This is a genomic window from Lacticaseibacillus hegangensis (genome assembly GCF_003946465.1).
Lineage (GTDB): Bacteria > Bacillota > Bacilli > Lactobacillales > Lactobacillaceae > Lacticaseibacillus > Lacticaseibacillus hegangensis.
Genome location: NZ_RHOL01000024.1, coordinates 1 through 25,073, shown reverse-complemented (window position 1 = coordinate 25,073; position 25,073 = coordinate 1). Strand labels below are relative to the sequence as shown.

Sequence of the window (25,073 nt, the reverse complement as noted above, 5' to 3'; positions counted from 1 at the left end):
GGTCTCGCGACAAATGGACACTGGTGTGTGAGGTTCCCCTTAAACAACATAGGGCCCCCCTATTTTTTGTGAGCGAGTACCCATTCAGAGATTTTGCTGCGTGTCCACTTGGTTGAAACGTCAAGATTTTCAATTCTGGACTGTGACGTGTATATCTTTTCCTCAAGCTGTGTCTTCCAGTAGTGACAGCCCTTGCACAGCACCCATAGGTTGTCATGATCTAAGCACTTGCTTCTGTCAATCCTCAAAGGAACGATGTGATCAGTGACTAGATAGCCTGGCTTGTCATACGTTCTGCCACAGACTGCACACGTAAAGTAGGCATGAGCTTTAACATCGCGTGCGGTGTGTTCCCATATCTTAGACTTGTAGAATGCAGCAGACTCTTTGTCTCGCTTGTACTTGTCGTAGTACGATGTGTCACGTTTAACGTGCTTTGTGGAATCAGCATAGTTAGGCTTATACAGGGATGCGTGCACAGTGCAGTATGGGTTTGCTTGGCCATACGGGATTACATTGTTACAGCCATCCTTGCGGCACACCTTCACACGCATGTGCTAGTCCCTGTATGCTGCGTATTGCGCTTGAACAATGTTCATCGCAACTTGGTGTGAAAATAGTTCGTTCTTACCAATATCAATTAAGTGATTGTAGATAACAAGATACTGATCCGCCATAGCGATAAGCGCTTGTTTTTCCTCGTCGTTCATTACTAATCCCTTCATGTCAAGTAATGTCATCTTGACTACATCGTTCCCATCCATATCAATCACTCCTCATGTAATCCGATGACGACAACCAGCCCGATCCAGAATGCAAGCCAGATGATCCAAGCAATCAACGGTACGAATACCAGTAGCCAACTCCATGCAATCAAGCCGAACAGCTTGGCCAGCACGAAGATCAGTGTCAGCAGTAGTACGAAGTAGTACATTTTAGTCAGCCTCCTTGTACTGGTTGATCTTGTCAACCTGCAAGTCGCACCATTGATCGTGTGTGCCATCTGGCTTGTACACGGTGACTACCGGCATGGACTTGTAGCCTTGCTTGCGGAAGCGCGTATAGTCTCGCTCGTCAGCCATGATTGTTTGGACTGGCATGGCACGAGACAGCAGGTTGGCTGTCATACGACACTTGGGGCAATTTGGCTTCATGTAGATAATTGCTTGCATGTGTTTCTCTTCCTTTGACAACTTCTCAATGATTACTTGTTCCATGTTGCTCACATATCCATATCCGACTCGCTTCATCGCATTAGACATAGTAGATCGCCCTCGTATCATGATCGCTGTATTCGACCAGCTCAAACGTTTTGTGGGCAACCACGCCAATATCATCAGTCCATTTGTCGGTTGGCTTGCGTGTCGATACTTGACGCTGAACGAATCCGCCTAGGTCTTTGCTCATCTCTGAATGTAGATGCCCCGTAAACAGCTCGCGGTTCTGTGCTGTGCCTAACATGAAACCAAACTCGTCTAGGTATTTTGCAAGGTAGTTGTTCTTACCCTTGTCTCCGTGAGTGGCACCGATGAAGTTGTGGCCGAGCATTGCACCTTTGTAGTGCTTCAACGATATGTCCCAAGTGATATTAGGCTGGTTGCTGTATGCGCGTTTCAATAGCCGAGCAAACATATATCCAACTGACGGATCATGGTTACCGGCACAATACATGACCTCACAATCATTGGCGTTCTTGATAATTGATTCAATCAACGTCTCGAAGTATTGTTCCATTTCGTTCACAGTCTCGCCTAAGTCGGTTGTTTCTAGCTGTGTGCCCTTGGCGGTGGTCGAGTTGATATTATCCACATGGGCTAAGTCACCACCCAGAATAAGCAAAATTTTAGCGTAGTGGCCGCGTTGAATGATCTCTAGTTGCCGTTTAAGAGATTCAGCATAGATGTCGAATGTGTGACCGTTGAAATGTGTATCAAAAGCAGGAATGACCAGATAGCGTTCTGACGGCACAAAAATAGGAGCCTTGGCTTTATACGGCTCCTTGTGTGTGATGATGTCATTCATCAGCGATTCATATTGCTCCGCTTCAACCAGCGGCCTAATTTGAATTTTGCTTTGATACAAAGTTGCTTCGGGTGTTTGCTTCCAGAAATTACTTGTGGCGCGTACAAGTTCCCATTTTGTGTAATCATACCCGTGAGCTTCCAAAACCTCCTTAGGCGTCATTTTATGGCCTCTGACGACCTTTAGGATAGTTTCGCTTGATTGCGTTCCGTCTGAATCGTATTCATTCTTCATTGGCTTTTGAAACTCGATACCAAGCCGTCTTGCTTTACCTTGCAATGCATCATAGCTAATCCCGAGTTTGTCGGCTGTCTCGCGTCTGGTAAAGCCTTCAGAGGCGAGCTTCCTAATGTCACCGATCTGTTCATCTGTCCATTGCATCTACTCGCCTCCTGAAAATTTAAATTAGATGTCCATTGGGTCGTCATAACACGGCCCTTCTTCCCACCACGATGCAAGACACTTAGATGATTTTTCCCCTTCAGGGTATTCCTTGTCTAGTTCCATTGTTATCACACCGTCATAGCTAAACATTCTATTTTTCAAATAATCGTTTAGCTTGGTTTTATCAGTTGTAGCGAATACAGCATCAACCTCGGCAGTTCCGCCTTCCCATTGGTCGGCGTCCCCAGTCTCGCATGTAACCAAGTACAGTTTCATGTTCTTACCTCCAAAATATGTATAAAAATAGCACCTCACCGTTTGGCGGAGTGCTTGGTCAAACAAAAGACGCTGAAGCGTCCTTGAGCAATAAAACTTATTGGTTATTTTGAACGGCCTGATCAGCTTTAGCGTGTGTCGCCTGAACATCGCTCAATGCTTGGTTCAGATCAGCATTGTTTTGATTTTGTGCATCGGACAGCTTTTGCTGTGCGTCGGCTAGTTGTTGCTGAAGATCGGAAACTTTCTTGTTGGCCGCATCAACCTCTTTTTGCTTATCGGCAACCTTCTGATTACCTTCCGCAATTTTCTGATTGATTTCGTTGATCTTCTGTTGAATTTCAGTTTGCTTGTCAGCGTTAGCCTGAGCAAGTTGATCCTGTAATGACTTGATCTGGTCTTGGTAACCGTTAACTGAGGACTTAGTACTATTCAGGTCAGAACTCAATTGCGTTAATTGAGCGTTTTTCGATTGAACTCGGGTGGAAAGCGTATCGATATCATTATTGATGGCTTCAACATCACTGTGACCTATCCAGTAACTATCAGCCAGTGTCTTAGCGCCGAACCCAGTAGCCATAAGTACAACAGCAGCAATTAAAACCAAAAATCGTTTCTTAACAGTCATCTCTAAACCCTTCCTAAAAATTTATTTAATAAAATCACAACGCTAAAATGCTAACACTTGTCTTCGTTGCGTGCAATACTTTATTAAAAATTTCTTTCCGTGGCGTATAGTTCGAATTCACAGTCAATACCAAGAGTCTTCCAGACTTGATCCAAAGCGAGCGGGCGGAGTTGCACCGTCCCGTTTCAGCATTGAGTAACCGGTATCAATGCCTTCCCTAAACTGTTGCTCGCATGATGCGCACGGCTTCGATCGTTAACCGTACGGCTTCTGGCTGTTCACCCTTGTCAACCAGCGACCAACTTTGAGTGGCTGGCAGGACTTTCACCCGCTGTATCTTCCATCAGCCACGCTCGCTCGCCCGGTTTAGTATGAGGTCATCGCAAGCTATTCCCCGTGCCGGAATCGGACCGGCAGCCGTGCGTGGCTTCCATATCGGGGTGACCTGTCCATGGCTTTATCATCACCACAGACCGCCATAAACCAAGAAAGAAGGCGTGCCTCAGGTTCTCACCTTTGGCACAATACAATAATAACATGCAATTTCATGGTAGATGTCCGCTCTTTGTCCGCTCTTTGTCCGGTGTTTGTCCGCTGTTTTTCCGGACCAGCAATCCATGGTCACCGACCGGCCATAGTCCGGCAAAGGTATACAACGCGTCTTTAAGAGCATCGTAGTACCCGCTTTTCTCATATCCAGAATCCTCAATCAACAGCTCTACAGCAATGGGTCGCTTGATGTAGTAGTCCTTCAGTATGTTTCGCCGAGCATCATCTTCTATACACTCGATTGTCTTTTCACAGACTTCTACGTACGTTTCATCATCCAAATGGTTGGTAATCTTTATTTCCATAACGTTGCCGATTGATGATGATCTTGGCATACCGTCAAGTGATGGTGACTGGATAGAAGCCTTGACCCGTGACCTTTGTTTTCGTCTGCGATAGTCTTCTAGCACATTGTCAGCTTCGGCCACAGACGCTTCATAATCCCACGGGCTCACAGCACTAGCTGTTGTCTTTCTCACTTGCGCATCACTCCTTTCCCAATTAGCCCAGAACCACACGCCCACCAAGTTTATGAACAGCATGACGGCAATCAACGATCATGCCACCAGTTGTAAATTAGCCAGACAGCAAACGCAGTGAGGCCGATAATTGTAGTGATGGCCTCCCACCAGAACTTGATTCCGAGATAATCATATAAGCTCATTTCTTCGCCTCCAATTTCACAATTTCGCCGGTTTCCTCAACACACCAAACACCTAGCACCCATGCACGCGAAACAGCATCCTGGTTGTCAACCATCCAGCGTTCCCAATCGTACAGACCATTGAAGCCCATAGCTGATATATGGTCGCCAAGGTGCCAAAATACGTCTAGCAATCCCCACTGTCTCGGTTTCTTTGCTTTGCTGATATAATCACTCACCGCTTGGGGAATCACCGGCAGATTATCTGGCAAGGCGGCGTCATAATGGCAGCGTAATTCGGCGTCTAACGCACCATCGTCCTTTGATAGCAAAAGCTCATCAAGCGCATTCTCGAACACGTCCCGCTTCGTCTCATTGCTCATCGTCTGTCACCTCCACGGGCTTGATCGCTACAAAACATGGATAAACGGTTCCACCATACATTTGAGACCACGCAAGTGCCCGTTGTTCAGATGTCTCGAAATGGCCCACATCTTTGTCCCAGACCGAGTCGCCTTCGTCGCTAAAACTGAGGTACTCATCAGCCTCATTTTTAATCACGTAAATCATCAGTCCTTCACCTCCACAGGTGTGATCGCCTTAACCCAGTCAGGTGCCGCGTCGATGTCGGACTGGGTGACAGAGTAGTGCTCCCGTGCTTTCTTAAATGAAACACAAGGCCCCTGATACCACGCGGGCCCCCAAAGATATTCTCTATTTACCGCCGCGTAAGGGCTGTTATCTGGGTCATCGTCGTTCGCTCCGTATGGCATCGGCAGGACGTAACGCTTCGGCTTCTCGACCGTCCAGCCGTTGACGTAGGCGCGCATGAGGCGGTCTTCCGTCTTGCCATCACCGTCATACTGGTCATGAGAGTTGACGAACCCGACAATTGACTCGGCGGGGTCATCATCACACTTCGCCTGCTCAAGCATCTCAGCTTCCTCTTCGCTCACTACGACCTTCGCCGGGGCCTCGACTAGCTCGACTACGTGGCCACCGAAGACGCTTGCTCTTTCATTTGCGGAAAACCAACCAGAATAAATATCGCCATGGATTGCTTGCCAATGATCTGACCCGTTTCGGTCAACTCCCAGCCACTCGCCTTCGTCGTTTTTCACTGCATATAGACTCATTTCCTCGCCTCCTTCATATCGTCCACCACGATCGACCCCCACAGTGCTAAGACTGCCGCCAGCATCATGACGCTTGGTACCAGCAGCGACGTGTACATCGCCAGCCACCAGATTGCCGCCGTGATAAGCAGCATCGCCAGCCATACCAGTGCACGACTTAATCCTTTGTTCATTACACGCCGCCCTCTTTCAGTAGTTGCCACGGCGCAACATCGAATGCAGCCGCGTATTGCTCCAGCACATTGATGCCGATATTCTGCCCGGATAGGATGCGCTCTAGCGTATTGATTGCCAGGCCATGCACGCGGCAAAACTCAGCTTTCGTTAGCCCGTTCTTGCCGAGCATCGTCATCGTGTTATAGCTCAGCGTGCGTAACGCTGATTCCTTCATGCGCTCGCCCCCTGATAATCTTCCTCGCTCAGCGGGATAATCAGCTTGCGGTACGTGATGCCCATCACCCGCGCGCATCCGTGCAACGCAGGCGAGCCGAGCTTGTCCAGGTCACCGTTCATAAACGCCTTGAGCGTCGCTTCCGAGCGACCAATCGCGTAGGCAAACCGCTCCCGGTCTGTGTCGTGGTCTTCGATATAGTTGCTGATGCGTGCTATTGCGTACTCCTTATAACGGTCATCCATCTGCATTCCCCTCCAATAATCTGATCGCGTCCTCGGCCGATCGGCAGACGCCGTAAATAATCGGCGTGTCTGCGATTGCCTGCGCGAATCTAATCTGGTCAGGCCTTAAACGGCCTCGTTCGTTCTTAACTTCGATCAACACCGCGCGACCATCACTGCGTCTAATCGCGGTCACGTCAGGCCACCCAGGAGGCGGCCCGGCATTGAACAGCCTTCCGTCTGCCGTGCGCACTGTGCCGACATTGGTACGGGCAACGATGCACCCGTGCGCCGACAATGCGAGCATGATTTCTGACTGGATTGCATGCTCTGACTTCAATATTTCGTTCCCCCAAACGGTGACGGATGCGGTGACGGATGGCCATAACGCTTTATGCTTACGCGCTCAATGCTTCCATCCACTTTGTGACGGATGTGACGGATGAATCGAGAAACCTTTTCTCCTATACGTTTTTACTTTTTACGTATATTACTTTTTGACTAATCATCCGTCACAGAAAGAAAATATAGGCTGTACCCTTACGGCTGTAATGGTTTGCCAGAAAATTCATCCGTCACACCATCCGTCACACTTTTGCCCAATTTAGCCTTGGATCAGACTTAATTCGGACACCAACGTAAAATCTGCCATCGCGTTTTCTCGCGTAGTTAAACTTCTTTTGCATCTCGCCACTGAATTTCTGCTTGCGCATCTTGTATTCGCCGGTCTTATCGCACCACTGAACGTACAATTGGTATAGCTGTCCAGCCGGCGCTTCATACCCTGGTCCTTTCTCACACGCGTCACTGACGAACAACTCAAGCACATCCATCTCATTCCGGTATTCCAGGCTCGCGTCCTTCACACTCTGCGGCGGCTGCAGTCCTTCCTGCTGCCACTTCAGAGCGCCATCCACGGCCCAGTTCAGGATGCCGACCGACTCGCGTTCGAGCTTGTACGTCAGTTTCTTGTCGACCTTGTTTTCCGGTACTTGCACGGTGAATGGAATCAACATCAAGCGCCGCCAGATACCGTCATCAGTTCCCCGAATGATCGGCTTGTGGTTGGTCGACAGCCAGAGTTTGAATTCAGGCTTGAACTCGAATTCTGACCCGTACAGGAACCGCGCTGTGACTGACTCACCGCCGGTCAGCTCCTTAATCAGGCCTTCATCGAGCCGCACGCCTTCGTTCGGTTCGCTAGCTGATACCAGCCGCGCGCCTTTCAGCCTGGCGATGTCGCTGTTCGCGCTGCTACTGCTCTGCTGCACCATGATCGACTTGGCCTGCATCGTGCGGGAATAGCTCCCAGCGATGTGCTTCAGCGTGTCCATAAAGACTGACTTGCCATTGCGCCCTGTGCCGTACAGGATGAACATCACTTGCTCTTCTACAGAGCCAGTCAGACTGTACCCGACGGCCTTTTGAATGTAGTCGATCAGGTCTTTGTCGCCTGCGAACGTCTGCTCCAGGAACGCCTGCCACTCCGGTGCGTCCACGGTGTCGCTATATTCGACTTCGGACTGCTTGGAGAACATCTTCTTGATGTCGTGGTCGTGCAACGTGCCGTCGGATAAATCGACGTACCCGTTATCCACGTTCAGCAGCGTCTGATCGGCGTCGAATTCGTCGGCGGTGATCGGCAGGCGGTGTTGGAGTTCTTCCTCCATGCCGCGCTTCGCTCGATTGCTGCGTGATTGCTTGCAGAACTTCGCCCACTCTTTCTCTGCCTTGTCAGGGTCTACTTCCGGCGGTGTTTTCGGTTTCTCATTCTTCAGGTCAGCGACGACTGCATCGATCATCGACCGCAGTAGACCGCGTTGGTCTAACTCCCAGAAACTACCGTTATAGATGTACCAAGCGTGGTCAACGTAGCTGTACCGCGCCAGATTGCCATAACGGTCAACGAAGCGGTCAGCGTTACCGGTATCGTCCCACGAGCGTGGAGGGAATTTCTTCGGTCCACCGTCGTTCGTGATAAAACCCAGGTGGTACTTCGGCTTCGTGCGCTCTGGGTGATACGTTTCGCGTGTGTCGTTGATTGCCCGGTTCAATGTGGCGACGCCGTACGTCGTCTTACCGTGCTTCTCGTCCCACTTTCCGCGCATCAGTGACGACTGGCGAAAGATGCTATCCATCCGGGCGAAGTCGCGACCTGTCCAGAATGCCAGGTCGTTCGCGAATGCCAGGTCAGCTTCGGATTGCGAGGTATACTGGCTCTCCCATCCGCCATTGAGCAGTAGCTTGATGCGCGGGCCAGACTTTGACGCAAGCATTTTGCCGATGATCTCATCTTCAGATAGGTTGTTCGGTGTCGTCTCCCGTTCGCTCGGCAGACTGATGACCGTTTTCGGCTCTAGATACTTCGAGTAGATGCGTTTGAAGTCGTCCTGACTTGGCACGTTGATGTCGTGGTATGGCCCGATCGCGTCACCTGTCATGGCGAAGAACCGGCCAGAGTCGTACATTTCAACATTGCCCTTACGTCTCCGCGTGCCGGGCACTTCGCCCTTAATGATGATGTGGATACCTTCACCGGACATGGAGCGCTCGGTGTACGACTTGAATGCGGTCATAAACTCCCACGCCGTGTTATCGTCCGTATTCCCGGCGGCCAGCCGGTCAAGGTCACCGCCAATGTGATCCACATCGATGCCCGCATAACCGTTGGCGAAGAAGAAGCCTAAGCCGTCCAAGTCATACGCCTGCAGTGCTGTGAGTGCTTCGTCGAACGTCACCCACTGCGACGGGTCAGTCGAGCTGGTCTTCGTGCCAGTCAGTGCAGAGTACGGAATCTTCGTGTACTTCTTCTTGGCCGGCTGCCAGATTCGGCGGAAAAGTCCCCATTGCTTTAGGGACCGGAGTTCTGCTGGAATTTTTTCATACATCCGCATTCCTCCTAATTAGAACGGCAGGTCGTTTTCAATTTCTTCATTGGTCAGTGGCGTTGAGCCGGTGGTCAGGTCGTTCGAATCATTGTACTTGTGCGCGACCTGCGGGTACTTACTCTTGTGGACGTTCCACGGTGCGACCGTGTTGCGATCGCCATATTGGTCGTCGTGCTCGACCTTGACGTACACCCGCACTGGCTTGTGAATGAGCGCCTGGCAGAACTCGTCGATGCTGTTAAGCGGAGTACCTTCGGGAATCTGCGCAGCTTCCAAAACGTACTGCAGGCCGTCCATGTCGTACTGGTTGGTTGCTTTGCGCTTCCAATTGTCGAAGAACACGATGCGGTTGTGATACTTGCCATTGGTGTTCGGCTCTGCCTGGTCGAGATCGTTGCGCACGGTCAGCCGCAACTGCAGCGATTCCGAGCCAGACTTAGTGGCGCGTTCGCCGGCCTGCGTGATGACCATTTCGTATTCACCCTGTGGCAGTGGTGCGAAGTCGTTGTCCTGATTCTTGCTGTAATCGGTTGTGATGAATGACATGTTAGTTTCCTCCTAATTTTTGACTGGGATAAATCCGCGTGACTTCGCCTGAAAATAAACTCACCCGTTCTTGTACCCACGGGCGTGGGCGATCAGTTTCAGGTCTTCGATTGACTTTGCATCCTTCGGCTGCATCCGCACTGGATAATCAACCGTCATGTGAAACTCTGGTGTGAGTTTCGTTAGTTCTGCGTTCGGGTCCACTTCCAAGTCCGACCCGTCAGCCTTGAACGCGTACCCGCACAACGGGCACTGCCTTGCTTGTGCTGGCACCATGCCATAACACTGCGGGCAGGATTTAATCGGTGGCCCGTCCGACTTGCCTTGTTTCGACTTTTTCGGCCTATCAGCCAGGCTCCATTCACGCTCAGCGTCCGGCAGTCCGAACCGGTAGACATTCGCCACGTGGTCGATAATCACGGCGCGTTTGCCTGATTCATAGCGCATACCGCGCATGGACTGCTGAATATCGAGCACTAGGGATGCCGTTGGCCGCAGCATGATAATCACGCCGCAGTCGGGCACATCGAACCCTTCCGAGATGAGGTCCACATTGCTGATGATCTTGATAGCCCCAGCTTTGAATGCAGCCATTGTTTTAGCTCTATCGCCAGCCGGCGTCTTGCTGTCAACGTGCCGAGCTGTGATGCCTGCCGCGTTGAACGTTTCGGCCACCCGTTGGCTTTCTTCCACGCTGTGGGCGTAGACGATTGCTTGGCGGCCACTCGCCAGCTTTTTGTAGTGCTTCACTACATCGCCAAAAATGACTTTGTTGTTCGCATCATCAATCGACTTGCTGCTGTAATCACCTGTGGATGATTTTTTCAACTTCTGCACATCAATCAGTGTTGGCGCGTAGTACTCGTATGGTGCCAGGTAGTGGTTATCAATCAACCAACGCACCGACGGGCCTTCGACCATCGTGTCGTAAACGTCCCCCAAACCTTGTCCACTCAGCCGCCACGGGCTGGCTGAAAAGCCCAACCGTGGCACATCGGAATAAAAGTCATAGATTTTACGATATGTTTTGGCCAGACTGTGGTGCGTTTCATCCGTGATAATCAGCGTCGGCTGTGGCAACTTGCCCAACCGGTGAGCAATACGTCCGACCGTCATGATCGTGCAGCGTGATAGGTCCACGCCGTCCTTGATGAACGTGTTGGTGATCTGCTCAATTAGCTCTTTGCGGTGAACGGTGAACATCACGTGCCCGCCCTTTTCAGTTGCTAGTCGTGCGATTTCTGCGATCACAATGGATTTACCCGAACCGGCAGGACTGACCAGCAGGACAGACTTACTTCCCTGCGCCAGCTTTTGGCGCGCTTGGCTTACCAGCTTCTGCTGATACGGATGCAGTGTGTACGTCATCGCCACCTCCAAACTCGAACAGTGTTTCGATTGACGCGGACTTCCGACCGTCGATGCGGTTCTTCGCGAAGATCGTGTCGTTGCCTTCGAGAATCACGCCGCGCCCACCCGTCTTCGGGTTGACCATCACCCGGCCAACAACGTCCGTCAGGCCCAGCAGGCCATCTCGTACGCTGTCGCGAATCGCTGGCGCATACTGGCTGAATGACTGACCGGTTTCGCTGGTGACTTCGCGCGTGTTCTCCCACGCTGTGACCAGTACGTCCACTGGCGCGTCCATGAAGATCATGGTCATGATACGGGAAAAATAATTCGCCCATTGCCCATAATCCTGAATCTCGTTTCCAATGCCGTTCTTGCTAGCACGGCCACGTTCGACAAACCAGTCTTTTTCGAACGCTGATACGTTGTCGATCACCAGATTGTCATATCCGGAAACACGTTCAGCCAGATTTTTCAGGAACTCTTTCCATTCTTCGCTTGGTTTGCTTCGGTCAAATGGTTGCACATCGATGTTCGGTGCACCGGATAGCACTTTGGAACTGTCATCCAGATCTAGCACGAGTGTTTTGCCATCAAGATTGCGAATGGCTGATGTCTTGCCGACACCAGGCTTTCCGTAAATCAAAACTCGCCAGTTCTTTGTTCGATCAATTGAAGATGCATGTTTAATTGGCTGCATCTACCGCACCCCCATTAATGCCCGAAACGGGTCGTAAATATTTTCGATTGAAACCCCATAGTATTCAGCCAACTGTCCCGCTAGTTCTGCACTAACTTTGTGAATTCCGTGTTCCCACATACTTACTGCTTGGCGTGTTACACCGAAGTGCTTGCCAACATCGCCCTGGGAAAGCCCGGCTTCAATGCGTGAAAGGCGAAGATTGGCTGCAATCCCTTTTTCATCAATGGACATCTACCGAACCCCCAGTCCGATGTTTTCAACCAGTCGCGCTTTTGGCACCTCACGGCCAGCTTGCAATGCTTTCTTCAAGTCGGATTTGTTGACCATCAATGTGGTCTTAATGAACTCTGGTGGCAACTTATTCGGGTCTTCTGGTGCTTGCACGCTGACTGTCCGCCGTGTGTAGATGGTGAACAGGGGCGTCTTGATGTGTTCGTGCCCGGTTTCAACCATTGCCTGCACTAGCCGTTGCTTAATCGTATTAGCATTGTTCTTGAAGCTAGATCTGCGTTCTTGCAGACGCTTGATTTCGGCGTCAATCTCTTTGACGTCCGCGTCAATTGATTTGTAAACCTGGACATAGCCGACTGCCTTGTCTTCAAAGTCACCCTCAACCATTTCCATCGTGTCAGCAATCGCTTGTGGATCAGCGTTGCCGCTTTCTGCTTGTCGTTGTAGGCTGGTCAATTTATCTGTTAGGTCGTATAATATGTTCATACCCCTTGGTTTCCTTTCTAGTCGTTGGCCTGAATGCCGGCGGCTTTTTTGTCTTCTAATGCTTCGATAAACTCAACCATGTGACTGAACGCGTCGTACTCGTTCGCGGCGCGCTGCATGTCATCAATTGCTTCGCCGTCTCCAATAAGGCTAGCCATACGGTCGGCTGCATCAATTTTCTGTTTAAGGGCTTCTGCATAGATTTCATTAGCAGACGCCATGTAAATGTGTTCTTTCATTTCGTTTCACCTTCCTTCATGGTTTCCTGCATCTTCATCCACGCTAGTTTCTCCAGCCATTCGTATCCGTTGCCGCGAATAATCGCTAGGTTTCTGATGCGGCGCAGGCGTTCATATGTGCTAAGGTTCATAGTCTGTCGCCCCCAGTTCGTCGCGTACGTAGTCTTCCAGTTCGTCTAGCATAACCAGTTCGCCGTTGAAGTAGAGATAGTCGCGGCTTTCATCGATCGGGTTGCCCTTCCAGTCTTCAAACTGTTGCGGCTCCCATTAGGCTTCGTGCTGGCGTGATAGTTCAGCCTCGCGGAATTGATCGCGCATCATTCGAAGTACCCCCTTGGATCACGCATGATGTACCCGATCATGAGCGCCATGATAACCACCGGAATGGCCCGTGGGTGTGATAATACAAACTCGATAACTTGCTGCATCATGACTTAGCCTCCTTTGCTATGTTCCTGAACTCTTTCCGCATGAACTCGCTGAATGCCAGCGGTTCAAACCGCCAGCCAATCTGACCGCGGTAGTTGAATGCGAACCCGTCAAGTTGCCGCTGAAACATCGGCTTGTTGAGCACGTGTTCACTCAGCCACGTAGGTGTGACACCGTAGCGGTCTTGAACGTCCTTTGCTGACCACCAGCGGCGATAGTCGGGTTCGTGCTTGAACTGGTCTGCAACGGCTAGATCCACGGATGCTTTGATTGCCTCCTGAATTAATGGCATCAGGTCTAATGTGGGTGGCATATCTGATGCCTCCTTTTTGTGAGATAATTCACCTCGGAAAGGAGGTGATAAATAATGAGATTCAGTGCTGCCGTGGTGAAGGAACAAGGCGTCACTTTTACTGTTCTGAAAGTCAAAAGCGGTTATTTGACACAAGACAATCTTTCTGCGAGTCAGACATCTGCGCCGCAGAACTTGCCACGACCGATTATTTTGATGGAAGATTCTTCCCAAGGGCCTCGGTATTTGGGGCGCCACGATATTGTGAATTTTCTTTCAGGGGTTTACGTCGAACAGCTCCCTTGGCAAAAGTTTGAGGTTTAGCCGCTTGGCCTTTGGCTAGTTTTACTGTTGGGACTTCACCCGACTGTACAACCATTCGAGTGAAGTTCTTTTTTTGTTGTCGCTTATTCATTTTGATACCTCCTTTAATTGACTATTTCCACTCCTGCACAAGCTTCGCAGCTCGATCGTCATATAGGGCTCTGTCATTTTTTCTTTTTCTCCTTCGAAAATGGTTACGCTTACTTCATAAGTGGGATAATGATCCTATCTCAAATAAAGGAGGCGAATCTCATGTATCATACAGGCGATAAACCTGGTGCTGGCAATTACAAGTGCACCAACTGTGGCGAGGTCATTACTCTCGACCAGTCTTCGGACACGCTTCCACCATGTCCGTCGTGCAACGGCACTAATTGGGTAAAGCTTTAATCAGTAATGAGGTGGCCTAAGCCACCTTTTTGTGTTGGACGAATAAGCACTTACCAAAAATCATGATCCACCGGCAGGTATACTTGCCTTTGCGATTGGAATAGTTAGTCTTGAAAAATCCTGTTTTCATATTGATTGCCTCCTTAGGCTGTCTGTGGTTCGTTAGTCCGCAGAAACTTGTTGATAAAATACTGCTGGCCTTTGCCGGTTACCTTGGTCGTCTTGGTGATTCGCACGCTGCCATCTGGGTTCTGGAATGTGCGTTCCTTGATGTCGAACAGCTCCAAGTCCATCGCACGTTGCGTTGGCATGTTTCGACGGTCACCCTTGCCAATCAGATAGCCGTGATCTCTCAGCCAACCGAACAGCCTATTTTGGCCAATATCCACACCGTTCTGGCGCATAAGCTTGGCTAAGTCACCAATGAGGATACTCGTATGGCTGGTTGCCACGGCATCCGCGAACAACGCCTTAGGTGCTTGAAGCGCAATCGTCTTCTTTTGTTGTTCGATTTGTTCAGCTTGATCAGCCGCCAAGCGCAACGCCTCAGGCAACGTCTGTGGAATTCCTAAGCGAACCTCTTGCTCCATCTGATTGAATGCTTGGATGTAAGCTAATTTGAATTCCATCGCTTTGCTACCAGTGAAACCCATCGCCAACAGTGTGAATCCGTCGCGGTTCATGTAGTACATCGGGTAAGACTGACCGTTTTGTTCGTTGGTGTAGTTGCCTTCAACAAACATCTGTGGGGTCTGCCCACTTTTCGGCATACCCCCTAACAAGTCACGAATCGCTTCAAGTACATGCCGGTGGCTCTTTTTAAATACTTCTGCGACTTTCAAGCTGGTGGTGACTGCTTGTTGATCGTGCATGATTACTAATTCATTCATCGCGTTGTTTCCTCCATTCCTAAAATATTGACAATCTTCTGCCGGACGGCGTTGGCCTTAGGCGTAACCATACCGGAAAGCGCGCGACTGACTTCTGGTTGAGATTCACCGATGTGTTCACCAAGTTCTTTCTGGCTCCACCCCTTTGCACGCCGGGCACGATAAACGGCATCAGCAAAGTCGTTCACAGCCTTTTCAATCTTGTCTGGCATTACGCTTTTCTCCTTTCTATGATTAGTTATCAAGTAGTTGCTAAGTTTAACTCGATGAAGTAAAATACAGGCATAGTAAATAACCAATACACAGTGCACTTTACAAGCCATTCTCGCCAAAGACCGAACTTGTAAAGGCTTGTTAAGTTGTTGCTAACTACTTGATGAGTAAACTATAACTCGATGGAGTAAAAACGTCAACTAGTTTTTAAAACTTTCGAGTAATATAACTTGTCGAGGTCTAAGGAGCCTTGATATGACTTTATTTGAAAGAGTAAAAGAAACATCCAACAATAGAGGTTGGTCACTTCAGCAAACTGCTCAAAAGGCTGGTCTTGGGATTAACAGCCTCTATTCTTGGAAGAAAAAGCGACCATCCGTCGAGCGAATTCAAGCTGTCGCCGACGTATTGAATGTAAGCGTGGATTATCTAATCGGTAATACTGACAATCCAATCCCTGCTCCAAAAACCGGCTCTCATAAGCCAACTGATCTTGCCGACGAAGACATTATCCTGAGCTTTGAGGGAAAACAAATTCCGCCAGAGGATTTGGAGACGATCAGGCGCTTCCTGCGGGGTGGCAAAGATGAACACAAGCGCTGAGTGCTTCTGGGCGCTGTACAACTTTGCCATGGACAACAAAATCATTGTCCAGGTTGAAGACTCACTGTCACCGTTGACACCCAGTGCGTCTGATTCAGCAACCAGACGTGTGATGATCAACGCCAATTGGCATATTCGGGCACAGTTGCCATTCCATTTGGCTCATGAGATTAGCCATGTGTTGAACGGTGACAGCAACGTTTTATACTTTACCCCGTCCAAGGACGGCATCGAGGGACAGGCTAACCGTGACGCCGTGGCGCTCCTGGTACCGCTATACTTCGCCGAAACAGATCAGGAGGATGCTAACGTACAGAGATTCGTTGATGCATTCCATATTCCAGAATCAATGTATGAATGGGCACTCGAATCTATAAATCAATACTATTCATAGATACTCGTGGAGGAATGAAAATGAAAAGCAAATCGGGCTTAGGCTGCGTTGGATCTCTGATACTGGTTGTTGTGATTATGCTAGTTATTAAATACTGGGCATTTTTGGTTTTGGGATCGTCTGTCATTTTAATTTATCTGCTTTTATACAAGCACGCGGTTTCATCCAAGAAAAAAATATATACGCCAAACTCCCCCACAGCTGTTCCCAAAGATCCCGATGAATCGCATAACTCAGAAAATCAGCTTCAGGAGGTTAGTATCTCCCAAACAACAGCAAAAGCTGACGCTGCTCCGATAGTCCACAAACTACGAAGGAAGCTGTATGACTACATAGTATTTGATATTGAAACAACAGGTCTTCGGCCAGCAGATGACGAAATCATTCAGTTGTCTGCGTTAAAAGTTAAAAATGACAAAATTACTGACACTTTCGATTGCTATATTCATCCGAATGCTCCCATCCCCGAAAAAATCGTTTATTTAACTGGTATTTCCAATGATACCGTTGCAAATGCTCCAGGAATTGAGACTGCCATGCAACAGTTTTCGGCCTTCGCAGCTAATCTACCGTTGGTCGGCCACAATATAATCAGGTTCGATGTCCCCTTCATAATAAGTAACGGCTTCTACCGCACCGACATAGAAGCTCTTGACACTTGGAGACTAGCTCGAACAAAAACATTTCCAGAAGAATTGCCTAATCTAAAACTACCAACGCTGAAAGATTATTTTGGAATTGAATCTGTGTCTCACAACGCTATTGCAGATTGCAAAACAAATATGATCGTATATCAACACCTTAGAGATGATAGTCTCGCTCGTGTTGATCGGCCCAAGCTGGAGACATCACATGAATTAGACGGATTGAGATTCGCAATTACTGGACAATTTATCCAAGCAAGCAGGGACGACATAGCGGCATTTATAGTCCAACATGGTGGACGTGTAACCAGCAGCGTATCAAGAAAAACTGACTACCTAGTTGATGGCCAACAAATATCAGATAGCTTAACTGATGGATTGCATAGTGCAAAGGAACTGTCCGCAATAAGTCTGCAATCAACAGGCGAAAAAATAAAAACAATAGGGTACGATGACCTTATTGCTCTGGCAAAATCAGCTTAACCTGTTCGTGCTGAACTAACCCGTAGCATTATCTGGCCCGTGCAACTCGGGCCGTGGGCGTTAATCTGAAAGGAGAATCAGCATGAAGATCAAGAACTTATATATGTATGCAGCATGCTTGGTTTGTCTTGTAGTTGCTTTGATTTCGCTATACACCGTTGTATCTGGTATTTCATCGCTGATCTGGTTCGACAAGTCCGCACAGCCCGGTATCTACCTCTACCAGCAGCTATTCAACGGGGCAATCATGCTAATAGTGTCTTCGTTGCTATTCATATTCCACTGGCGCCACACAGATAAGTAGCACCTGCGCAACAAAACCCGTCTAGCGGCATGGTCGTGCGAGCCGACCAACGGGTGTTGAACTACTTATCCAATCAATGCCTAAAACGATTTATTGGAGGAACGCTTATGGAAAACTCTGTAATAGTTAGCATTTATAAGTTTGAGGATAAGAAGTGGACTAATTTCGAAGCCGTGCCAGTAAAAAAGTACGAGTGTTCCGTCTTGCTCGATATTTCAAATTCACAAGAGTTTACTGCCAAAGAAAAAGTTGAGCTTAACAATTGTATTGTTGTATCAATAAAGAAAATCAAGAATAAAAGTAAGCTTTCTGAAACGCCACAATTCATTAAGCATGTGTATGGTCCAAAATCAAACAAATAATTTGCCATAAAGGAGGACCATATTATGAAACTCATAAAAGCTAGCATTACATCATAGCCAATGAAATTGCTGTTCCAATATAGTATAGAAAAAGCGCCTACCCCATAACCTTGGCCGGTCGGGTAGACGCTAGGACAAACAGCACCACGAGTGCGCTCTTTGCGTACTCCAGTATATCACATGGAGGTAGATATCATGGCATCATTTCGGAAACGCGGTAAGACATGGGAATACAGAGTCGCCTACACCGACAATCACGGCGTAAAACAAGTGATCTCCAATAGTGGATACCGCACCAAAGCACTGGCAGCTACGGAAGCTGCAGAAATTGAGCGGAAATATCGACGCGGCGCCCAGATGGATAGGATGGACATTTCCCTGTTAGAATACTGGGACACTTGGATTGGGGCATACAAACAGGGCAAGCACGCCATGATCACTGAGAGTCGTTACAAGACGCTACGGAAGGCACTGGAAGGCTACTGGGGTGATCAGAAACTCCGCGAGATAACCAAGAGCGATTGGCAGACCTTTCTTAACGACTATGCAGCCGGTCCGACTGACCCCAAGACACACGAGCGCAAACCACGATCAAAAGATTTAGTTGGCCGACTAAATGGCTATGTGCGCACGATGGTCAACAATGCCATTGACGATCAAATTATTTACTCTAATTTCACCCGCGGAGCTGTTAATCCGGGACACAAGGGAAAATCCGCAAGTCTCAAATACTTAGAGGTGGAGGATTTCGCCAGGGTCAAGTCCTACGCCTTCAACCATGCTTCACTATCTGCAATTACCTACTACGTGATTGCGACCGGAATCCTGACTGGCGCGCGCATTTCTGAAATTCTCGCCCTGCAATGGACGGACTTGGATTTCAAAAATAAAACCGTCTCTATAAGTAAATCATGGGACTATGTCCATAATACGGGATTTAAGCCCACTAAGACGCCATCAAGCGTGCGTACCATCTCTGTACCGGATGACCTTCTAAAACTACTGAAACAGCTAAAATATGAGCAATACGCGTACAATTTAAAGATGGGCCGGCGAGATGACAAAAATCTCATCTTCCGTAATCCACTGGGCCAGGTCCCCGGTGAGTACGGATGTAATAAGACATTGCATGCTGTTGAAGACCGTTTGGACATCCATCCCCGTATTACTTTTCACGGACTGCGTCATACTCACGTGTCCTACCTCATCAGTAAAGGCTGCACGATCACATACATCTCCCACCGACTGGGTCACTCAAATATACAAATCACTTTGACGACATATGCCCACTTGCTGAAAGACTTTGAAAACGAACAGGCCTCAAAAGCCGTGCTGGCGCTGGCTGAGCTCTGAACCGTTTGTCCCACTTTTGTCCCACTCGGCTCAAAAAGCGACGAAAATCAACGAAAAGAAAAAAGCAGGAATGCCTTTATATAGGCGTTCCTGCTACTCAACGAAGACCAACAAAGTACAAAAAAAGCCGTTTACCGGATTTGAACCGGTGACCTCATCCTTACCATGGATGCGCTCTACCTGCTGAGCTAAAACGGCATGAGGTTGTTTACCTAAAAACAACTGCCTAAACAATATACTATATATCCCCAGTGCCTTGCAACCCTACACGCCTAAAAAGTGTCTCATTTTTCGCCGCGCCACTCCGCGCCAAACTCGGCCAAGTAATCTGTCATCACCTGCTGGCGATGCGCGGCGAGCTGCCGGGCGGCTGGCGTGTTCATCTGAGCGGCTAAGTGCAGGAGCTTTTCGTGAAAATGATTGATGATGGTGCTCTCACCTTGCCGGTAGCTGGCCGCGTCCAGCTGCGTGCGCGGCGGCATAGCCGGGTCGTACAGGCGGGTGGCATGCGCGCCGCCGTACATCATGGCGCGGGCAATGCCGATGGCGCCGATCGCGTCGAGCCGGTCGGCGTCTTGCACCAACTGACCTTCCAGACTTAGCGGCTGTTTGCCCGCCAGACTGGCCTTAAAACTCATGTGATCGATGATGGCGAGCACGGCAGTTTGCTGAACCGCCGTCAATCCGGCTGCGGTCATCGCCGCCACGGTCCGCTTTTTGGCCGCTTCCACATCAGCCACCAGCTTATCGTCGTATGTGTCATGCAGGGTCGCCGCCGCCAGCGCGATAGTCGGATCAGCGGTCGGCGTGCCCTTGAGCAGCGTCTTGGTGGTCGCCACCACCCGGCGAATGTGGTCCATGTTGTGGCCGCTCGCGTCTTTGCCAAGCACCTTTTGCGCGTAGGCCATCAATTGTTCTTCTTGGGTCATCAGCCGCTCCTTTTCCTTTGCGTTTCACGCCTTCATCTCGGTATGCTTAAGGTAGTGACCGAAAGCCCGCCGCGAAAGGACGTGGTACTGTGAAATTGCGCCACTTACAAATCAATCAGACCCTGAATCAGTTTAGCCGCCTGACGCCCAGCGACGGCGCCGAGGGCCGCCCCGTTGCCCAGCAGAACCTGCTGTTTTGGGTTGCCGCGGAACCGGTGCCGCCAACGCCCACTGAGCTCGCCGAGGCGATGGGCTTGTCCAAGGCGGCAATCACGAAAATGATGGGGCCGCTCCTCGATGATCAGCTGCTCATGAAGACCATCGACCCCGAAGATAACCGCAGCTTCACCCTGACCCTCACTGAGGCCGGCAAGCAGGCGGTACGCGACATGAGCGATGACTACTTCAAGCCGATGAACGCGCTGCGCGATGGTCTCGGCAAGAAAAAGTTCAACAAGCTGATCAATCTGCTCGACCAGGCCAATGAGGTCCTGGTCGGCGCCGATGAGTGATCACTGCGGCAGGTGAAAACCCTGCTCGCGCAAAATCTGACCGATCTCCAGACGATGATGGAGGTCGGTTTTTGTATACGCCAAAAGGCTATCGGTGAACGTCTCCTCGCGGGCGTTCCACGCCCGGGTCCGGTAATAATTGTTCAGGGTGGTATCATAATCCTTAAGGTCCTGGGCGGCCGGATAGGTATTCTCACCCACCACGGCGGAGTGCGGCAGCCGCGGCTTTTGCTGCGGCGCTTCCGCCGGCACGCCAACCATCAGGCCAAGCACCGGAAACGTGAAGCGCGGCAAGGCCAGCAAGGCGATCATCTGCCGCGGGTCATTCAAGACGCTGCCCAGAAAGCACCCACCAAGCCCGCTTCGCTCGGCTTCGGCCAGCACATTCTGCGCGGCCAGTTCAGCGTCGGCCACCCCGCCGAAAAAGCCGGCCCAACCGGTAAAATGAGCCGCCTGGTCTTCAGTCAGGTGAGCAGTTTCGATATTGCGGTGCTGGTCCAGCACAAACACGTAAAGCAGGCCATCGCCCGCCACAAACGGGCAGTTCGTGAGGTCCGCAATCTGCTGACGCTTTTGCGGATCGGTCACCTTAATCAGCGTGACCTGCTGCAAGAAGTTACTGGAGGCCGTCGCCTGGGCCACGTCCTCCAGCGCTCGCTGCTGCGCAAGGCTCGGGGCCGCACTGAATTTGCGAATACTGCGGTGATGCAACCCGCTATGATCATTGGTCATAAAATTCACTCTTTTCTCAAAGAAGGTTTTCTAATGTCTAAGTCTACCACGATTCCAGAAGCAATTAAGGTGCGCGGGGCAGCCGTGCACAATCTCAAACGCCTCGACGTCGACATCCCCTTGCACCAGCTGGTCGCCATCACCGGCCGCTCTGGCTCCGGCAAGTCCTCACTGGCAATGGGCGTCCTTTACGCGGAAGGCATGCGCCGTTACGTGTCTGCCCTTTCGACCTACACCCGGCGCCGCCTGGGCCAGGTCGGCCACGCGCAGGTCGAGTCGATCGAGCACATTCCCAGTGCCATTGCACTGCGTCAGCGCCCGGTTGTGCCTGGCATTCGCTCTACCGTCGGCACGACAACCGAGGCGCTAAATGTGCTGCGTCTGGCCTTTTCCCGGCTGGGGTCGGTGCGCTGCCCCAACGGCCACCAGCTGCCGCCAACGCTGACAATCGCCCGGCTCATGGACCTGCCAAATCAGCCAGGCAGCGGCATGGGCATGCTGACCTGTCCCGTTTGTGGGGCCCAGTTTAAGGCGTTTGGCGCTGAGGACTTCGCCTTCAATTCGGCGGGTGCCTGTCCCACCTGCAATGGCACAGGAGTTGCGCGCACCCTTGCGCCAGAGCGGCTGATCCCCGATCAATCGCTGACCATCCGCCAAGGGGCCGTGGCCTCATGGCGCCTGCCTGGCCGCAATTTTATGATGAATGTGGCCCAGCAGATCGGCATCGACATCGACACCCCGTTCAAGGATCTGCCTGCGGCTCAGCAAGAAATGGTCTGGCACGGTAAAAAGCAGACCTACGCCATCAACATTCCGTCCAAGACCGGCAAAATTTTCCACATGAACAATGCGATGTACGAAAATGCCTTTAACGCCGTTGAAGACTCGATGGCCACCACCACTAACGAGCGGGCCATCACCCGCCTGAACCGGTTCTATCGCTTCGACGTCTGCCCGACCTGCCACGGCTCCCGCTTTCGTCCAGAGCTCCTGCACCAGCTGATCAACGGCAAAAACATCGCCGAGGTCTCAGACATGACCCTCAGCGAGCTGGAAGCCTTCATTCCGACCATTTACACCTGGCTGCCGGATGACATGCAAGCGCTGGCGCACGATGTGCTGCGCGAGCTGACCACGGTACTCAAGCCGCTGATCGACCTCGGCCTGTCCTACCTGCAGCTCAGCCGCGCCGGCGCCACGCTGTCCACCGGCGAGCTTCAGCGCATCCAGCTGGCTCGCACGCTGCGCACCCAAACCACCGGGGTCCTTTACGTGCTTGATGAGCCTTCGATCGGCCTGCACCCGGCAAATGTTGCCGGCCTGATCGACGTCATGCGCAGTTTGGTCAACCAAGGCAACTCAGTCGTCGTGGTCGACCACGACACGGCAATCATTGACGCCGCCGACGAGGTGCTGGAAATCGGCCCTGGGGCCGGTGAGGCGGGCGGGCGCTTGCTGAATCAAGGCACGCCGGCCGCAGTCGCCAAACAGTCGAACTCGCTGATTGGGCCGTACCTGACCGGCCGTGCCAAGATGATCGTGCGCCCGACTGCTGAGGCAAAGACAACCACCGTCAAAAAGTGGTACGGCCTGACCGTCACGGACCGGTTCAACCTGCACAATTTAACCGTTCAGTTTCCGGTCAACCAGCTCAGCGTGGTTTCCGGCTTTTCCGGCGCCGGCAAGTCGACCTTGGTCTTCGACGCGCTGGTGCCAGCGCTGACAGCCACTAAAACCAACCCGGCCCCGAGTTTTGTCAAGGACCTGCACCGCGGCGGACTGCGGCGAGTCGTGGCCATCGACGCCAGCCCAGTCGGCAAGAATGTGCGCTCCACCGTTGCCACCTACACCAATATTTTGGACCGCCTGCGCGACCTGTTTGCCGGCCTGCCGGAAAGTCAGCAGCGCGGCTACACCGCCAGCAATTTTTCCTACAACGTCACTGCCGGCGCGTGCCCAACCTGCGGGGGGACTGGGCAGATCAGCTTGGACATTCAGTACCTGCCGGATATGCAGCAAGTCTGCCCGACCTGTGGCGGCCGCCGTTACAACCCAGAAGTCCTGGACGTGAAGTGGCACGGTCAATCCATCGCGGACCTGCTCGACTTATCGGTCGACGCCGCGCTGCCTGTCTTTAAAGGCGAGGCCGCCATCGAAGCGACTTTGCAGACGCTGCACGACATGGGGCTCGGGTACCTGCACCTGGGTGAAAGCACCCCGTCCCTATCGGGTGGCGAAGCCCAGCGGTTAAAGCTGACCGCCCACATGGGCCGAACCCAGAAAGGCACCTTGTTTGTGTTCGATGAGCCTTCCGTCGGCCTGCATCCCCTGGACGTGGCGACCCTGCTGCAAGTATTCCAGCGTCTGATTGATGCCGGCGGGACCGTTTTGACCATTGAGCATGACCTGGATGTGCTCGCCAACGCGGATTACCTGCTCGATCTTGGGCCGGAAGGTGGGCGGTTCGGCGGCCAAATTGTCGCCTGCGGCACACCAAAAGAAGTGGCACAAAGCACTGACGGTCACACCGGTGCCTTCCTCAAGGCGCACTTGGCCAAGTTTAAAGCCTGATCATGCAAAAAGAAGAGCGTTGAAGTCTGCCAGTTTCTGGCAAGGCTTCAGCGCTCTTTTTGCTCTAGTCGCTCAGCGAACGACGCGATGTTTTTTCACGGCGCGGACGATCAGCGTGATCAGTGCGCCGAGACCAACCACGGCAGCCGCGATGATGCCGAGGTTCTGCCACCAGGCGCGGCGGTCGCCTTCACGCGCCGCCTTGGCCGTCGCCTCTGTGTAAGGCACGCGGTAACCGGTGACCAGCAGCCGGTGGGAGTTGATGCCTACCGGCGTGCACGTCATCAGCGTCGCAAGGTCTTTTCCGGCTTCAATCTTGAGGCTGGAGGTATCGTCCGGTTCAATCACCTCAATTTTGTTGACCTTGTAGGCTAGGTGCTTGTCATTCACGGTGATGATGAACTGTTGGCCTTTTTTCAGGTCCTCCAGGTCGTCAAACATTGTCTTGCTTGGGACCCCGCTGTGCGCGGAAACGACCGTGTGGGTGCTTTTTCCCCCAGTCGGGTAACTTGTCCCTGGCAGCACAGCCGCGCCGGATTCCAAAATGGTGTCATTCACGGTGTCGTACAGCGGCAGATTGACATTCAACTTGGGAATCGTCACCGCGCCGATCAGGTGCTTTTTCAGCGCGCTGACATCCTGGATCCCCTGGCCCGGTTGATGGAACACGTCTGCATTGGGTCGCATCCCCACTCTTGCCAGTTCCTCGTTGAATTCTTTCTGCTCTTTTTCTCGCTTCGCGGCATTCTCCTTGGCCGTCTCGGCGTCGCGTTTAAGGCGATAATCCGTGACCACAAAGTTGACCGCTCGCGCCACGAACGGATAGGCAAACACGGCCAAGCCGGTGAAAAAGACGATGATCACAAATAAATCAGCCTGGATTATTCATAGAATTTCAAAAAAGCAGCGCAATCCCACGATTCACACGGGACTGCGCTGCTTTGGTGTTTCA

37 protein-coding genes and 1 tRNA gene are annotated in these 25,073 nt (G+C 51.3%); 8 read left to right on the top strand and 30 right to left on the bottom strand.

The window, feature by feature from the left end:
• Positions 1 to 59: 59 nt before the first annotated feature.
• The 24 genes from EKM86_RS08450 to EKM86_RS12390 all read right to left on the bottom strand — a co-directional run bounded on the left by EKM86_RS08450 (position 60) and on the right by EKM86_RS12390 (position 13,832).
• Positions 60 to 554 (bottom strand): HNH endonuclease, encoded by a 495-nt coding sequence (locus EKM86_RS08450; RefSeq protein ID WP_125756994.1) that lies wholly within the window; start codon positions 552 to 554, stop codon positions 60 to 62.
• Positions 555 to 557: 3 nt separating this feature from the next.
• Positions 558 to 764 carry a hypothetical protein gene (locus EKM86_RS08445; protein ID WP_125756992.1) on the bottom strand — a complete coding sequence of 69 codons (207 nt, stop codon included), beginning with the start codon at positions 762 to 764 and terminating at the stop codon, positions 558 to 560.
• Positions 765 to 769: 5 nt separating this feature from the next.
• Complete coding sequence (locus tag EKM86_RS12400) at positions 770 to 934, bottom strand: hypothetical protein (RefSeq protein ID WP_164506223.1); 165 nt, start codon at positions 932 to 934, stop codon at positions 770 to 772.
• Position 935: 1 nt separating this feature from the next.
• Positions 936 to 1,262 (bottom strand): thioredoxin domain-containing protein, encoded by a 327-nt coding sequence (locus EKM86_RS08440; RefSeq protein ID WP_125756990.1) that lies wholly within the window; start codon positions 1,260 to 1,262, stop codon positions 936 to 938.
• Entirely contained in the window at positions 1,255 to 2,403 is a 1,149-nt protein-coding gene (locus EKM86_RS08435; RefSeq protein ID WP_125756988.1) for a GcrA family cell cycle regulator, read from the bottom strand. The genes EKM86_RS08440 and EKM86_RS08435 overlap by 8 nt, the downstream gene beginning before the upstream one ends.
• Positions 2,404 to 2,427: 24 nt before the next feature.
• The gene (locus EKM86_RS08430) at positions 2,428 to 2,682 is read right to left on the bottom strand and encodes a hypothetical protein (RefSeq protein WP_125756986.1); all 255 of its coding nucleotides are present in this window, start codon (positions 2,680 to 2,682) and stop codon (positions 2,428 to 2,430) included.
• Between the two features lie 97 nt (positions 2,683 to 2,779).
• Positions 2,780 to 3,310 (bottom strand): hypothetical protein, encoded by a 531-nt coding sequence (locus EKM86_RS08425; protein WP_125756984.1) that lies wholly within the window; start codon positions 3,308 to 3,310, stop codon positions 2,780 to 2,782.
• A gap of 545 nt (positions 3,311 to 3,855) precedes the next feature.
• Positions 3,856 to 4,338 (bottom strand): hypothetical protein, encoded by a 483-nt coding sequence (locus EKM86_RS08420; RefSeq protein WP_125756983.1) that lies wholly within the window; start codon positions 4,336 to 4,338, stop codon positions 3,856 to 3,858.
• 181 nt (positions 4,339 to 4,519) lie between these two features.
• Positions 4,520 to 4,885 (bottom strand): hypothetical protein, encoded by a 366-nt coding sequence (locus tag EKM86_RS08415; RefSeq protein ID WP_125756981.1) that lies wholly within the window; start codon positions 4,883 to 4,885, stop codon positions 4,520 to 4,522.
• Positions 4,875 to 5,072, bottom strand: coding sequence for a hypothetical protein (locus EKM86_RS08410; protein WP_125756979.1), 198 nt, complete (start codon positions 5,070 to 5,072; stop codon positions 4,875 to 4,877). Before EKM86_RS08410 ends, EKM86_RS08415 begins: the two co-directional genes overlap by 11 nt.
• Positions 5,072 to 5,638 carry a DUF1642 domain-containing protein gene (locus tag EKM86_RS08405; RefSeq protein ID WP_125756977.1) on the bottom strand — a complete coding sequence of 189 codons (567 nt, stop codon included), beginning with the start codon at positions 5,636 to 5,638 and terminating at the stop codon, positions 5,072 to 5,074. The genes EKM86_RS08410 and EKM86_RS08405 overlap by 1 nt, the downstream gene beginning before the upstream one ends.
• Positions 5,635 to 5,811: a hypothetical protein gene (locus EKM86_RS12395; RefSeq protein WP_164506222.1), complete on the bottom strand. Its 177-nt coding sequence runs from the start codon at positions 5,809 to 5,811 to the stop codon at positions 5,635 to 5,637. Before EKM86_RS12395 ends, EKM86_RS08405 begins: the two co-directional genes overlap by 4 nt.
• The gene (locus EKM86_RS08400; protein WP_125756975.1) at positions 5,811 to 6,029 is read right to left on the bottom strand and encodes a helix-turn-helix domain-containing protein; all 219 of its coding nucleotides are present in this window, start codon (positions 6,027 to 6,029) and stop codon (positions 5,811 to 5,813) included. Before EKM86_RS08400 ends, EKM86_RS12395 begins: the two co-directional genes overlap by 1 nt.
• On the bottom strand, positions 6,026 to 6,274 hold the full coding sequence (locus tag EKM86_RS08395; RefSeq protein WP_125756973.1) for an XRE family transcriptional regulator: 249 nt from the start codon (positions 6,272 to 6,274) through the stop codon (positions 6,026 to 6,028). Before EKM86_RS08395 ends, EKM86_RS08400 begins: the two co-directional genes overlap by 4 nt.
• The gene (locus EKM86_RS08390) at positions 6,267 to 6,593 is read right to left on the bottom strand and encodes a VRR-NUC domain-containing protein (protein ID WP_125756971.1); all 327 of its coding nucleotides are present in this window, start codon (positions 6,591 to 6,593) and stop codon (positions 6,267 to 6,269) included. Before EKM86_RS08390 ends, EKM86_RS08395 begins: the two co-directional genes overlap by 8 nt.
• A gap of 247 nt (positions 6,594 to 6,840) precedes the next feature.
• Positions 6,841 to 9,141, bottom strand: a complete 2,301-nt coding sequence (locus EKM86_RS08385; protein ID WP_125756969.1) for a phage/plasmid primase, P4 family — start codon at positions 9,139 to 9,141, stop codon at positions 6,841 to 6,843.
• A gap of 15 nt (positions 9,142 to 9,156) precedes the next feature.
• Entirely contained in the window at positions 9,157 to 9,687 is a 531-nt protein-coding gene (locus tag EKM86_RS08380; protein ID WP_125756967.1) for a DUF669 domain-containing protein, read from the bottom strand.
• A gap of 60 nt (positions 9,688 to 9,747) precedes the next feature.
• The gene (locus tag EKM86_RS08375; protein ID WP_125756965.1) at positions 9,748 to 11,055 is read right to left on the bottom strand and encodes a DEAD/DEAH box helicase; all 1,308 of its coding nucleotides are present in this window, start codon (positions 11,053 to 11,055) and stop codon (positions 9,748 to 9,750) included.
• On the bottom strand, positions 10,982 to 11,737 hold the full coding sequence (locus tag EKM86_RS08370; RefSeq protein ID WP_125756963.1) for an AAA family ATPase: 756 nt from the start codon (positions 11,735 to 11,737) through the stop codon (positions 10,982 to 10,984). Before EKM86_RS08370 ends, EKM86_RS08375 begins: the two co-directional genes overlap by 74 nt.
• The gene (locus EKM86_RS08365; protein WP_125756962.1) at positions 11,738 to 11,971 is read right to left on the bottom strand and encodes a helix-turn-helix transcriptional regulator; all 234 of its coding nucleotides are present in this window, start codon (positions 11,969 to 11,971) and stop codon (positions 11,738 to 11,740) included.
• Positions 11,972 to 12,457 (bottom strand): siphovirus Gp157 family protein, encoded by a 486-nt coding sequence (locus tag EKM86_RS08360; RefSeq protein ID WP_125756960.1) that lies wholly within the window; start codon positions 12,455 to 12,457, stop codon positions 11,972 to 11,974. It abuts the gene before it with no gap.
• Between the two features lie 17 nt (positions 12,458 to 12,474).
• Complete coding sequence (locus EKM86_RS08355; protein WP_125756958.1) at positions 12,475 to 12,696, bottom strand: hypothetical protein; 222 nt, start codon at positions 12,694 to 12,696, stop codon at positions 12,475 to 12,477.
• 427 nt (positions 12,697 to 13,123) lie between these two features.
• On the bottom strand, positions 13,124 to 13,438 hold the full coding sequence (locus tag EKM86_RS08350) for a DUF771 domain-containing protein (RefSeq protein WP_125756956.1): 315 nt from the start codon (positions 13,436 to 13,438) through the stop codon (positions 13,124 to 13,126).
• A 187-nt stretch (positions 13,439 to 13,625) separates the two neighbouring features.
• Complete coding sequence (locus tag EKM86_RS12390) at positions 13,626 to 13,832, bottom strand: hypothetical protein (protein ID WP_164506221.1); 207 nt, start codon at positions 13,830 to 13,832, stop codon at positions 13,626 to 13,628.
• A 128-nt stretch (positions 13,833 to 13,960) separates the two neighbouring features.
• Between EKM86_RS12390 and EKM86_RS08340 the strand changes: the two genes are divergently transcribed.
• Positions 13,961 to 14,131: a zinc ribbon-containing protein gene (locus EKM86_RS08340; RefSeq protein WP_225419388.1), complete on the top strand. Its 171-nt coding sequence runs from the start codon at positions 13,961 to 13,963 to the stop codon at positions 14,129 to 14,131.
• Positions 14,132 to 14,274: 143 nt separating this feature from the next.
• Here EKM86_RS08340 and EKM86_RS08335 read toward each other — a convergent pair whose 3' ends face one another.
• Together EKM86_RS08335 and EKM86_RS08330 are read right to left on the bottom strand one after the other, a co-directional pair.
• Entirely contained in the window at positions 14,275 to 15,021 is a 747-nt protein-coding gene (locus EKM86_RS08335; protein ID WP_125756950.1) for a Rha family transcriptional regulator, read from the bottom strand.
• A complete protein-coding gene (locus EKM86_RS08330; RefSeq protein ID WP_164506220.1) occupies positions 15,018 to 15,233 on the bottom strand; it encodes a helix-turn-helix domain-containing protein in 216 nt (71 codons plus the stop codon). The genes EKM86_RS08335 and EKM86_RS08330 overlap by 4 nt, the downstream gene beginning before the upstream one ends.
• A 256-nt stretch (positions 15,234 to 15,489) precedes the next feature.
• On the opposite strand from EKM86_RS08330, the gene EKM86_RS08325 reads away from it, so the two are divergent.
• The 5 genes from EKM86_RS08325 to EKM86_RS08305 all read left to right on the top strand — a co-directional run bounded on the left by EKM86_RS08325 (position 15,490) and on the right by EKM86_RS08305 (position 19,377).
• Positions 15,490 to 15,837 (top strand): helix-turn-helix domain-containing protein, encoded by a 348-nt coding sequence (locus EKM86_RS08325; RefSeq protein ID WP_125756946.1) that lies wholly within the window; start codon positions 15,490 to 15,492, stop codon positions 15,835 to 15,837.
• Positions 15,821 to 16,231 (top strand): ImmA/IrrE family metallo-endopeptidase, encoded by a 411-nt coding sequence (locus EKM86_RS08320; RefSeq protein ID WP_225419387.1) that lies wholly within the window; start codon positions 15,821 to 15,823, stop codon positions 16,229 to 16,231. The genes EKM86_RS08325 and EKM86_RS08320 overlap by 17 nt, the downstream gene beginning before the upstream one ends.
• A 20-nt stretch (positions 16,232 to 16,251) precedes the next feature.
• Positions 16,252 to 17,358, top strand: coding sequence for an exonuclease domain-containing protein (locus EKM86_RS08315; protein WP_125756942.1), 1,107 nt, complete (start codon positions 16,252 to 16,254; stop codon positions 17,356 to 17,358).
• A 411-nt stretch (positions 17,359 to 17,769) separates the two neighbouring features.
• Positions 17,770 to 18,024 (top strand): hypothetical protein, encoded by a 255-nt coding sequence (locus EKM86_RS08310; protein WP_125756940.1) that lies wholly within the window; start codon positions 17,770 to 17,772, stop codon positions 18,022 to 18,024.
• 195 nt (positions 18,025 to 18,219) lie between these two features.
• Positions 18,220 to 19,377, top strand: coding sequence for a site-specific integrase (locus EKM86_RS08305; protein WP_125756938.1), 1,158 nt, complete (start codon positions 18,220 to 18,222; stop codon positions 19,375 to 19,377).
• A 125-nt stretch (positions 19,378 to 19,502) separates the two neighbouring features.
• On the opposite strand, the gene EKM86_RS08300 is transcribed toward EKM86_RS08305, so the two are convergent.
• Positions 19,503 to 19,575, bottom strand: a tRNA-Thr gene (locus EKM86_RS08300).
• An 86-nt stretch (positions 19,576 to 19,661) separates the two neighbouring features.
• Positions 19,662 to 20,306 carry an HD domain-containing protein gene (locus EKM86_RS08295; RefSeq protein ID WP_125756936.1) on the bottom strand — a complete coding sequence of 215 codons (645 nt, stop codon included), beginning with the start codon at positions 20,304 to 20,306 and terminating at the stop codon, positions 19,662 to 19,664.
• A gap of 89 nt (positions 20,307 to 20,395) precedes the next feature.
• Here EKM86_RS08295 and EKM86_RS08290 point away from each other — a divergent pair, with 89 nt between their 5' ends.
• Positions 20,396 to 20,818, top strand: coding sequence for a MarR family winged helix-turn-helix transcriptional regulator (locus EKM86_RS08290; protein ID WP_125756934.1), 423 nt, complete (start codon positions 20,396 to 20,398; stop codon positions 20,816 to 20,818).
• Here EKM86_RS08290 and EKM86_RS08285 read toward each other — a convergent pair whose 3' ends face one another.
• Complete coding sequence (locus tag EKM86_RS08285) at positions 20,819 to 21,550, bottom strand: nitroreductase family protein (RefSeq protein ID WP_125756932.1); 732 nt, start codon at positions 21,548 to 21,550, stop codon at positions 20,819 to 20,821.
• Between the two features lie 33 nt (positions 21,551 to 21,583).
• On the opposite strand from EKM86_RS08285, the gene EKM86_RS08280 reads away from it, so the two are divergent.
• Complete coding sequence (locus EKM86_RS08280; protein WP_125756929.1) at positions 21,584 to 24,121, top strand: excinuclease ABC subunit UvrA; 2,538 nt, start codon at positions 21,584 to 21,586, stop codon at positions 24,119 to 24,121.
• A gap of 72 nt (positions 24,122 to 24,193) precedes the next feature.
• On the opposite strand, the gene EKM86_RS08275 is transcribed toward EKM86_RS08280, so the two are convergent.
• Positions 24,194 to 24,985, bottom strand: coding sequence for a class C sortase (locus EKM86_RS08275; protein ID WP_125756927.1), 792 nt, complete (start codon positions 24,983 to 24,985; stop codon positions 24,194 to 24,196).
• Positions 24,986 to 25,073 lie beyond the last annotated feature (88 nt).

Bases quoted from the DNA above. Each gene is read 5' to 3' on its own strand.
- EKM86_RS08400 (WP_125756975.1), bottom strand. From the start codon at position 6,029: ATGAAGGAATCAGCGTTACGCACGCTGAGCTATAACACGATGACGATG.
- EKM86_RS12395 (WP_164506222.1), bottom strand. From the start codon at position 5,811: ATGAACAAAGGATTAAGTCGTGCACTGGTATGGCTGGCGATGCTGCTT.
- EKM86_RS08280 (WP_125756929.1), top strand. From the start codon at position 21,584: ATGTCTAAGTCTACCACGATTCCAGAAGCAATTAAGGTGCGCGGGGCA.
- EKM86_RS08295 (WP_125756936.1), bottom strand. From the start codon at position 20,306: ATGACCCAAGAAGAACAATTGATGGCCTACGCGCAAAAGGTGCTTGGC.
- EKM86_RS08435 (WP_125756988.1), bottom strand. From the start codon at position 2,403: ATGCAATGGACAGATGAACAGATCGGTGACATTAGGAAGCTCGCCTCT.
- EKM86_RS08395 (WP_125756973.1), bottom strand. From the start codon at position 6,274: ATGGATGACCGTTATAAGGAGTACGCAATAGCACGCATCAGCAACTAT.
- EKM86_RS08425 (WP_125756984.1), bottom strand. From the start codon at position 3,310: ATGACTGTTAAGAAACGATTTTTGGTTTTAATTGCTGCTGTTGTACTT.
- EKM86_RS08445 (WP_125756992.1), bottom strand. From the start codon at position 764: ATGGATGGGAACGATGTAGTCAAGATGACATTACTTGACATGAAGGGA.
- EKM86_RS08305 (WP_125756938.1), top strand. From the start codon at position 18,220: ATGGCATCATTTCGGAAACGCGGTAAGACATGGGAATACAGAGTCGCC.
- EKM86_RS08285 (WP_125756932.1), bottom strand. From the start codon at position 21,550: ATGACCAATGATCATAGCGGGTTGCATCACCGCAGTATTCGCAAATTC.
- EKM86_RS08330 (WP_164506220.1), bottom strand. From the start codon at position 15,233: ATGCCAGACAAGATTGAAAAGGCTGTGAACGACTTTGCTGATGCCGTT.
- EKM86_RS08440 (WP_125756990.1), bottom strand. From the start codon at position 1,262: ATGTCTAATGCGATGAAGCGAGTCGGATATGGATATGTGAGCAACATG.
- EKM86_RS08325 (WP_125756946.1), top strand. From the start codon at position 15,490: ATGACTTTATTTGAAAGAGTAAAAGAAACATCCAACAATAGAGGTTGG.
- EKM86_RS08340 (WP_225419388.1), top strand. From the start codon at position 13,961: ATGATCCTATCTCAAATAAAGGAGGCGAATCTCATGTATCATACAGGC.
- EKM86_RS08375 (WP_125756965.1), bottom strand. From the start codon at position 11,055: ATGACGTACACACTGCATCCGTATCAGCAGAAGCTGGTAAGCCAAGCG.
- EKM86_RS08335 (WP_125756950.1), bottom strand. From the start codon at position 15,021: ATGAATGAATTAGTAATCATGCACGATCAACAAGCAGTCACCACCAGC.
- EKM86_RS08415 (WP_125756981.1), bottom strand. From the start codon at position 4,885: ATGAGCAATGAGACGAAGCGGGACGTGTTCGAGAATGCGCTTGATGAG.
- EKM86_RS08430 (WP_125756986.1), bottom strand. From the start codon at position 2,682: ATGAAACTGTACTTGGTTACATGCGAGACTGGGGACGCCGACCAATGG.
- EKM86_RS08365 (WP_125756962.1), bottom strand. From the start codon at position 11,971: ATGTCCATTGATGAAAAAGGGATTGCAGCCAATCTTCGCCTTTCACGC.
- EKM86_RS08350 (WP_125756956.1), bottom strand. From the start codon at position 13,438: ATGCCACCCACATTAGACCTGATGCCATTAATTCAGGAGGCAATCAAA.
- EKM86_RS08310 (WP_125756940.1), top strand. From the start codon at position 17,770: ATGGAAAACTCTGTAATAGTTAGCATTTATAAGTTTGAGGATAAGAAG.
- EKM86_RS12390 (WP_164506221.1), bottom strand. From the start codon at position 13,832: ATGAATAAGCGACAACAAAAAAAGAACTTCACTCGAATGGTTGTACAG.
- EKM86_RS08405 (WP_125756977.1), bottom strand. From the start codon at position 5,638: ATGAGTCTATATGCAGTGAAAAACGACGAAGGCGAGTGGCTGGGAGTT.
- EKM86_RS08410 (WP_125756979.1), bottom strand. From the start codon at position 5,072: ATGATTTACGTGATTAAAAATGAGGCTGATGAGTACCTCAGTTTTAGC.
- EKM86_RS08450 (WP_125756994.1), bottom strand. From the start codon at position 554: ATGCGTGTGAAGGTGTGCCGCAAGGATGGCTGTAACAATGTAATCCCG.
- EKM86_RS12400 (WP_164506223.1), bottom strand. From the start codon at position 934: ATGTACTACTTCGTACTACTGCTGACACTGATCTTCGTGCTGGCCAAG.
- EKM86_RS08355 (WP_125756958.1), bottom strand. From the start codon at position 12,696: ATGAAAGAACACATTTACATGGCGTCTGCTAATGAAATCTATGCAGAA.
- EKM86_RS08315 (WP_125756942.1), top strand. From the start codon at position 16,252: ATGAAAAGCAAATCGGGCTTAGGCTGCGTTGGATCTCTGATACTGGTT.
- EKM86_RS08380 (WP_125756967.1), bottom strand. From the start codon at position 9,687: ATGTCATTCATCACAACCGATTACAGCAAGAATCAGGACAACGACTTC.
- EKM86_RS08320 (WP_225419387.1), top strand. From the start codon at position 15,821: ATGAACACAAGCGCTGAGTGCTTCTGGGCGCTGTACAACTTTGCCATG.
- EKM86_RS08360 (WP_125756960.1), bottom strand. From the start codon at position 12,457: ATGAACATATTATACGACCTAACAGATAAATTGACCAGCCTACAACGA.
- EKM86_RS08385 (WP_125756969.1), bottom strand. From the start codon at position 9,141: ATGTATGAAAAAATTCCAGCAGAACTCCGGTCCCTAAAGCAATGGGGA.
- EKM86_RS08370 (WP_125756963.1), bottom strand. From the start codon at position 11,737: ATGCAGCCAATTAAACATGCATCTTCAATTGATCGAACAAAGAACTGG.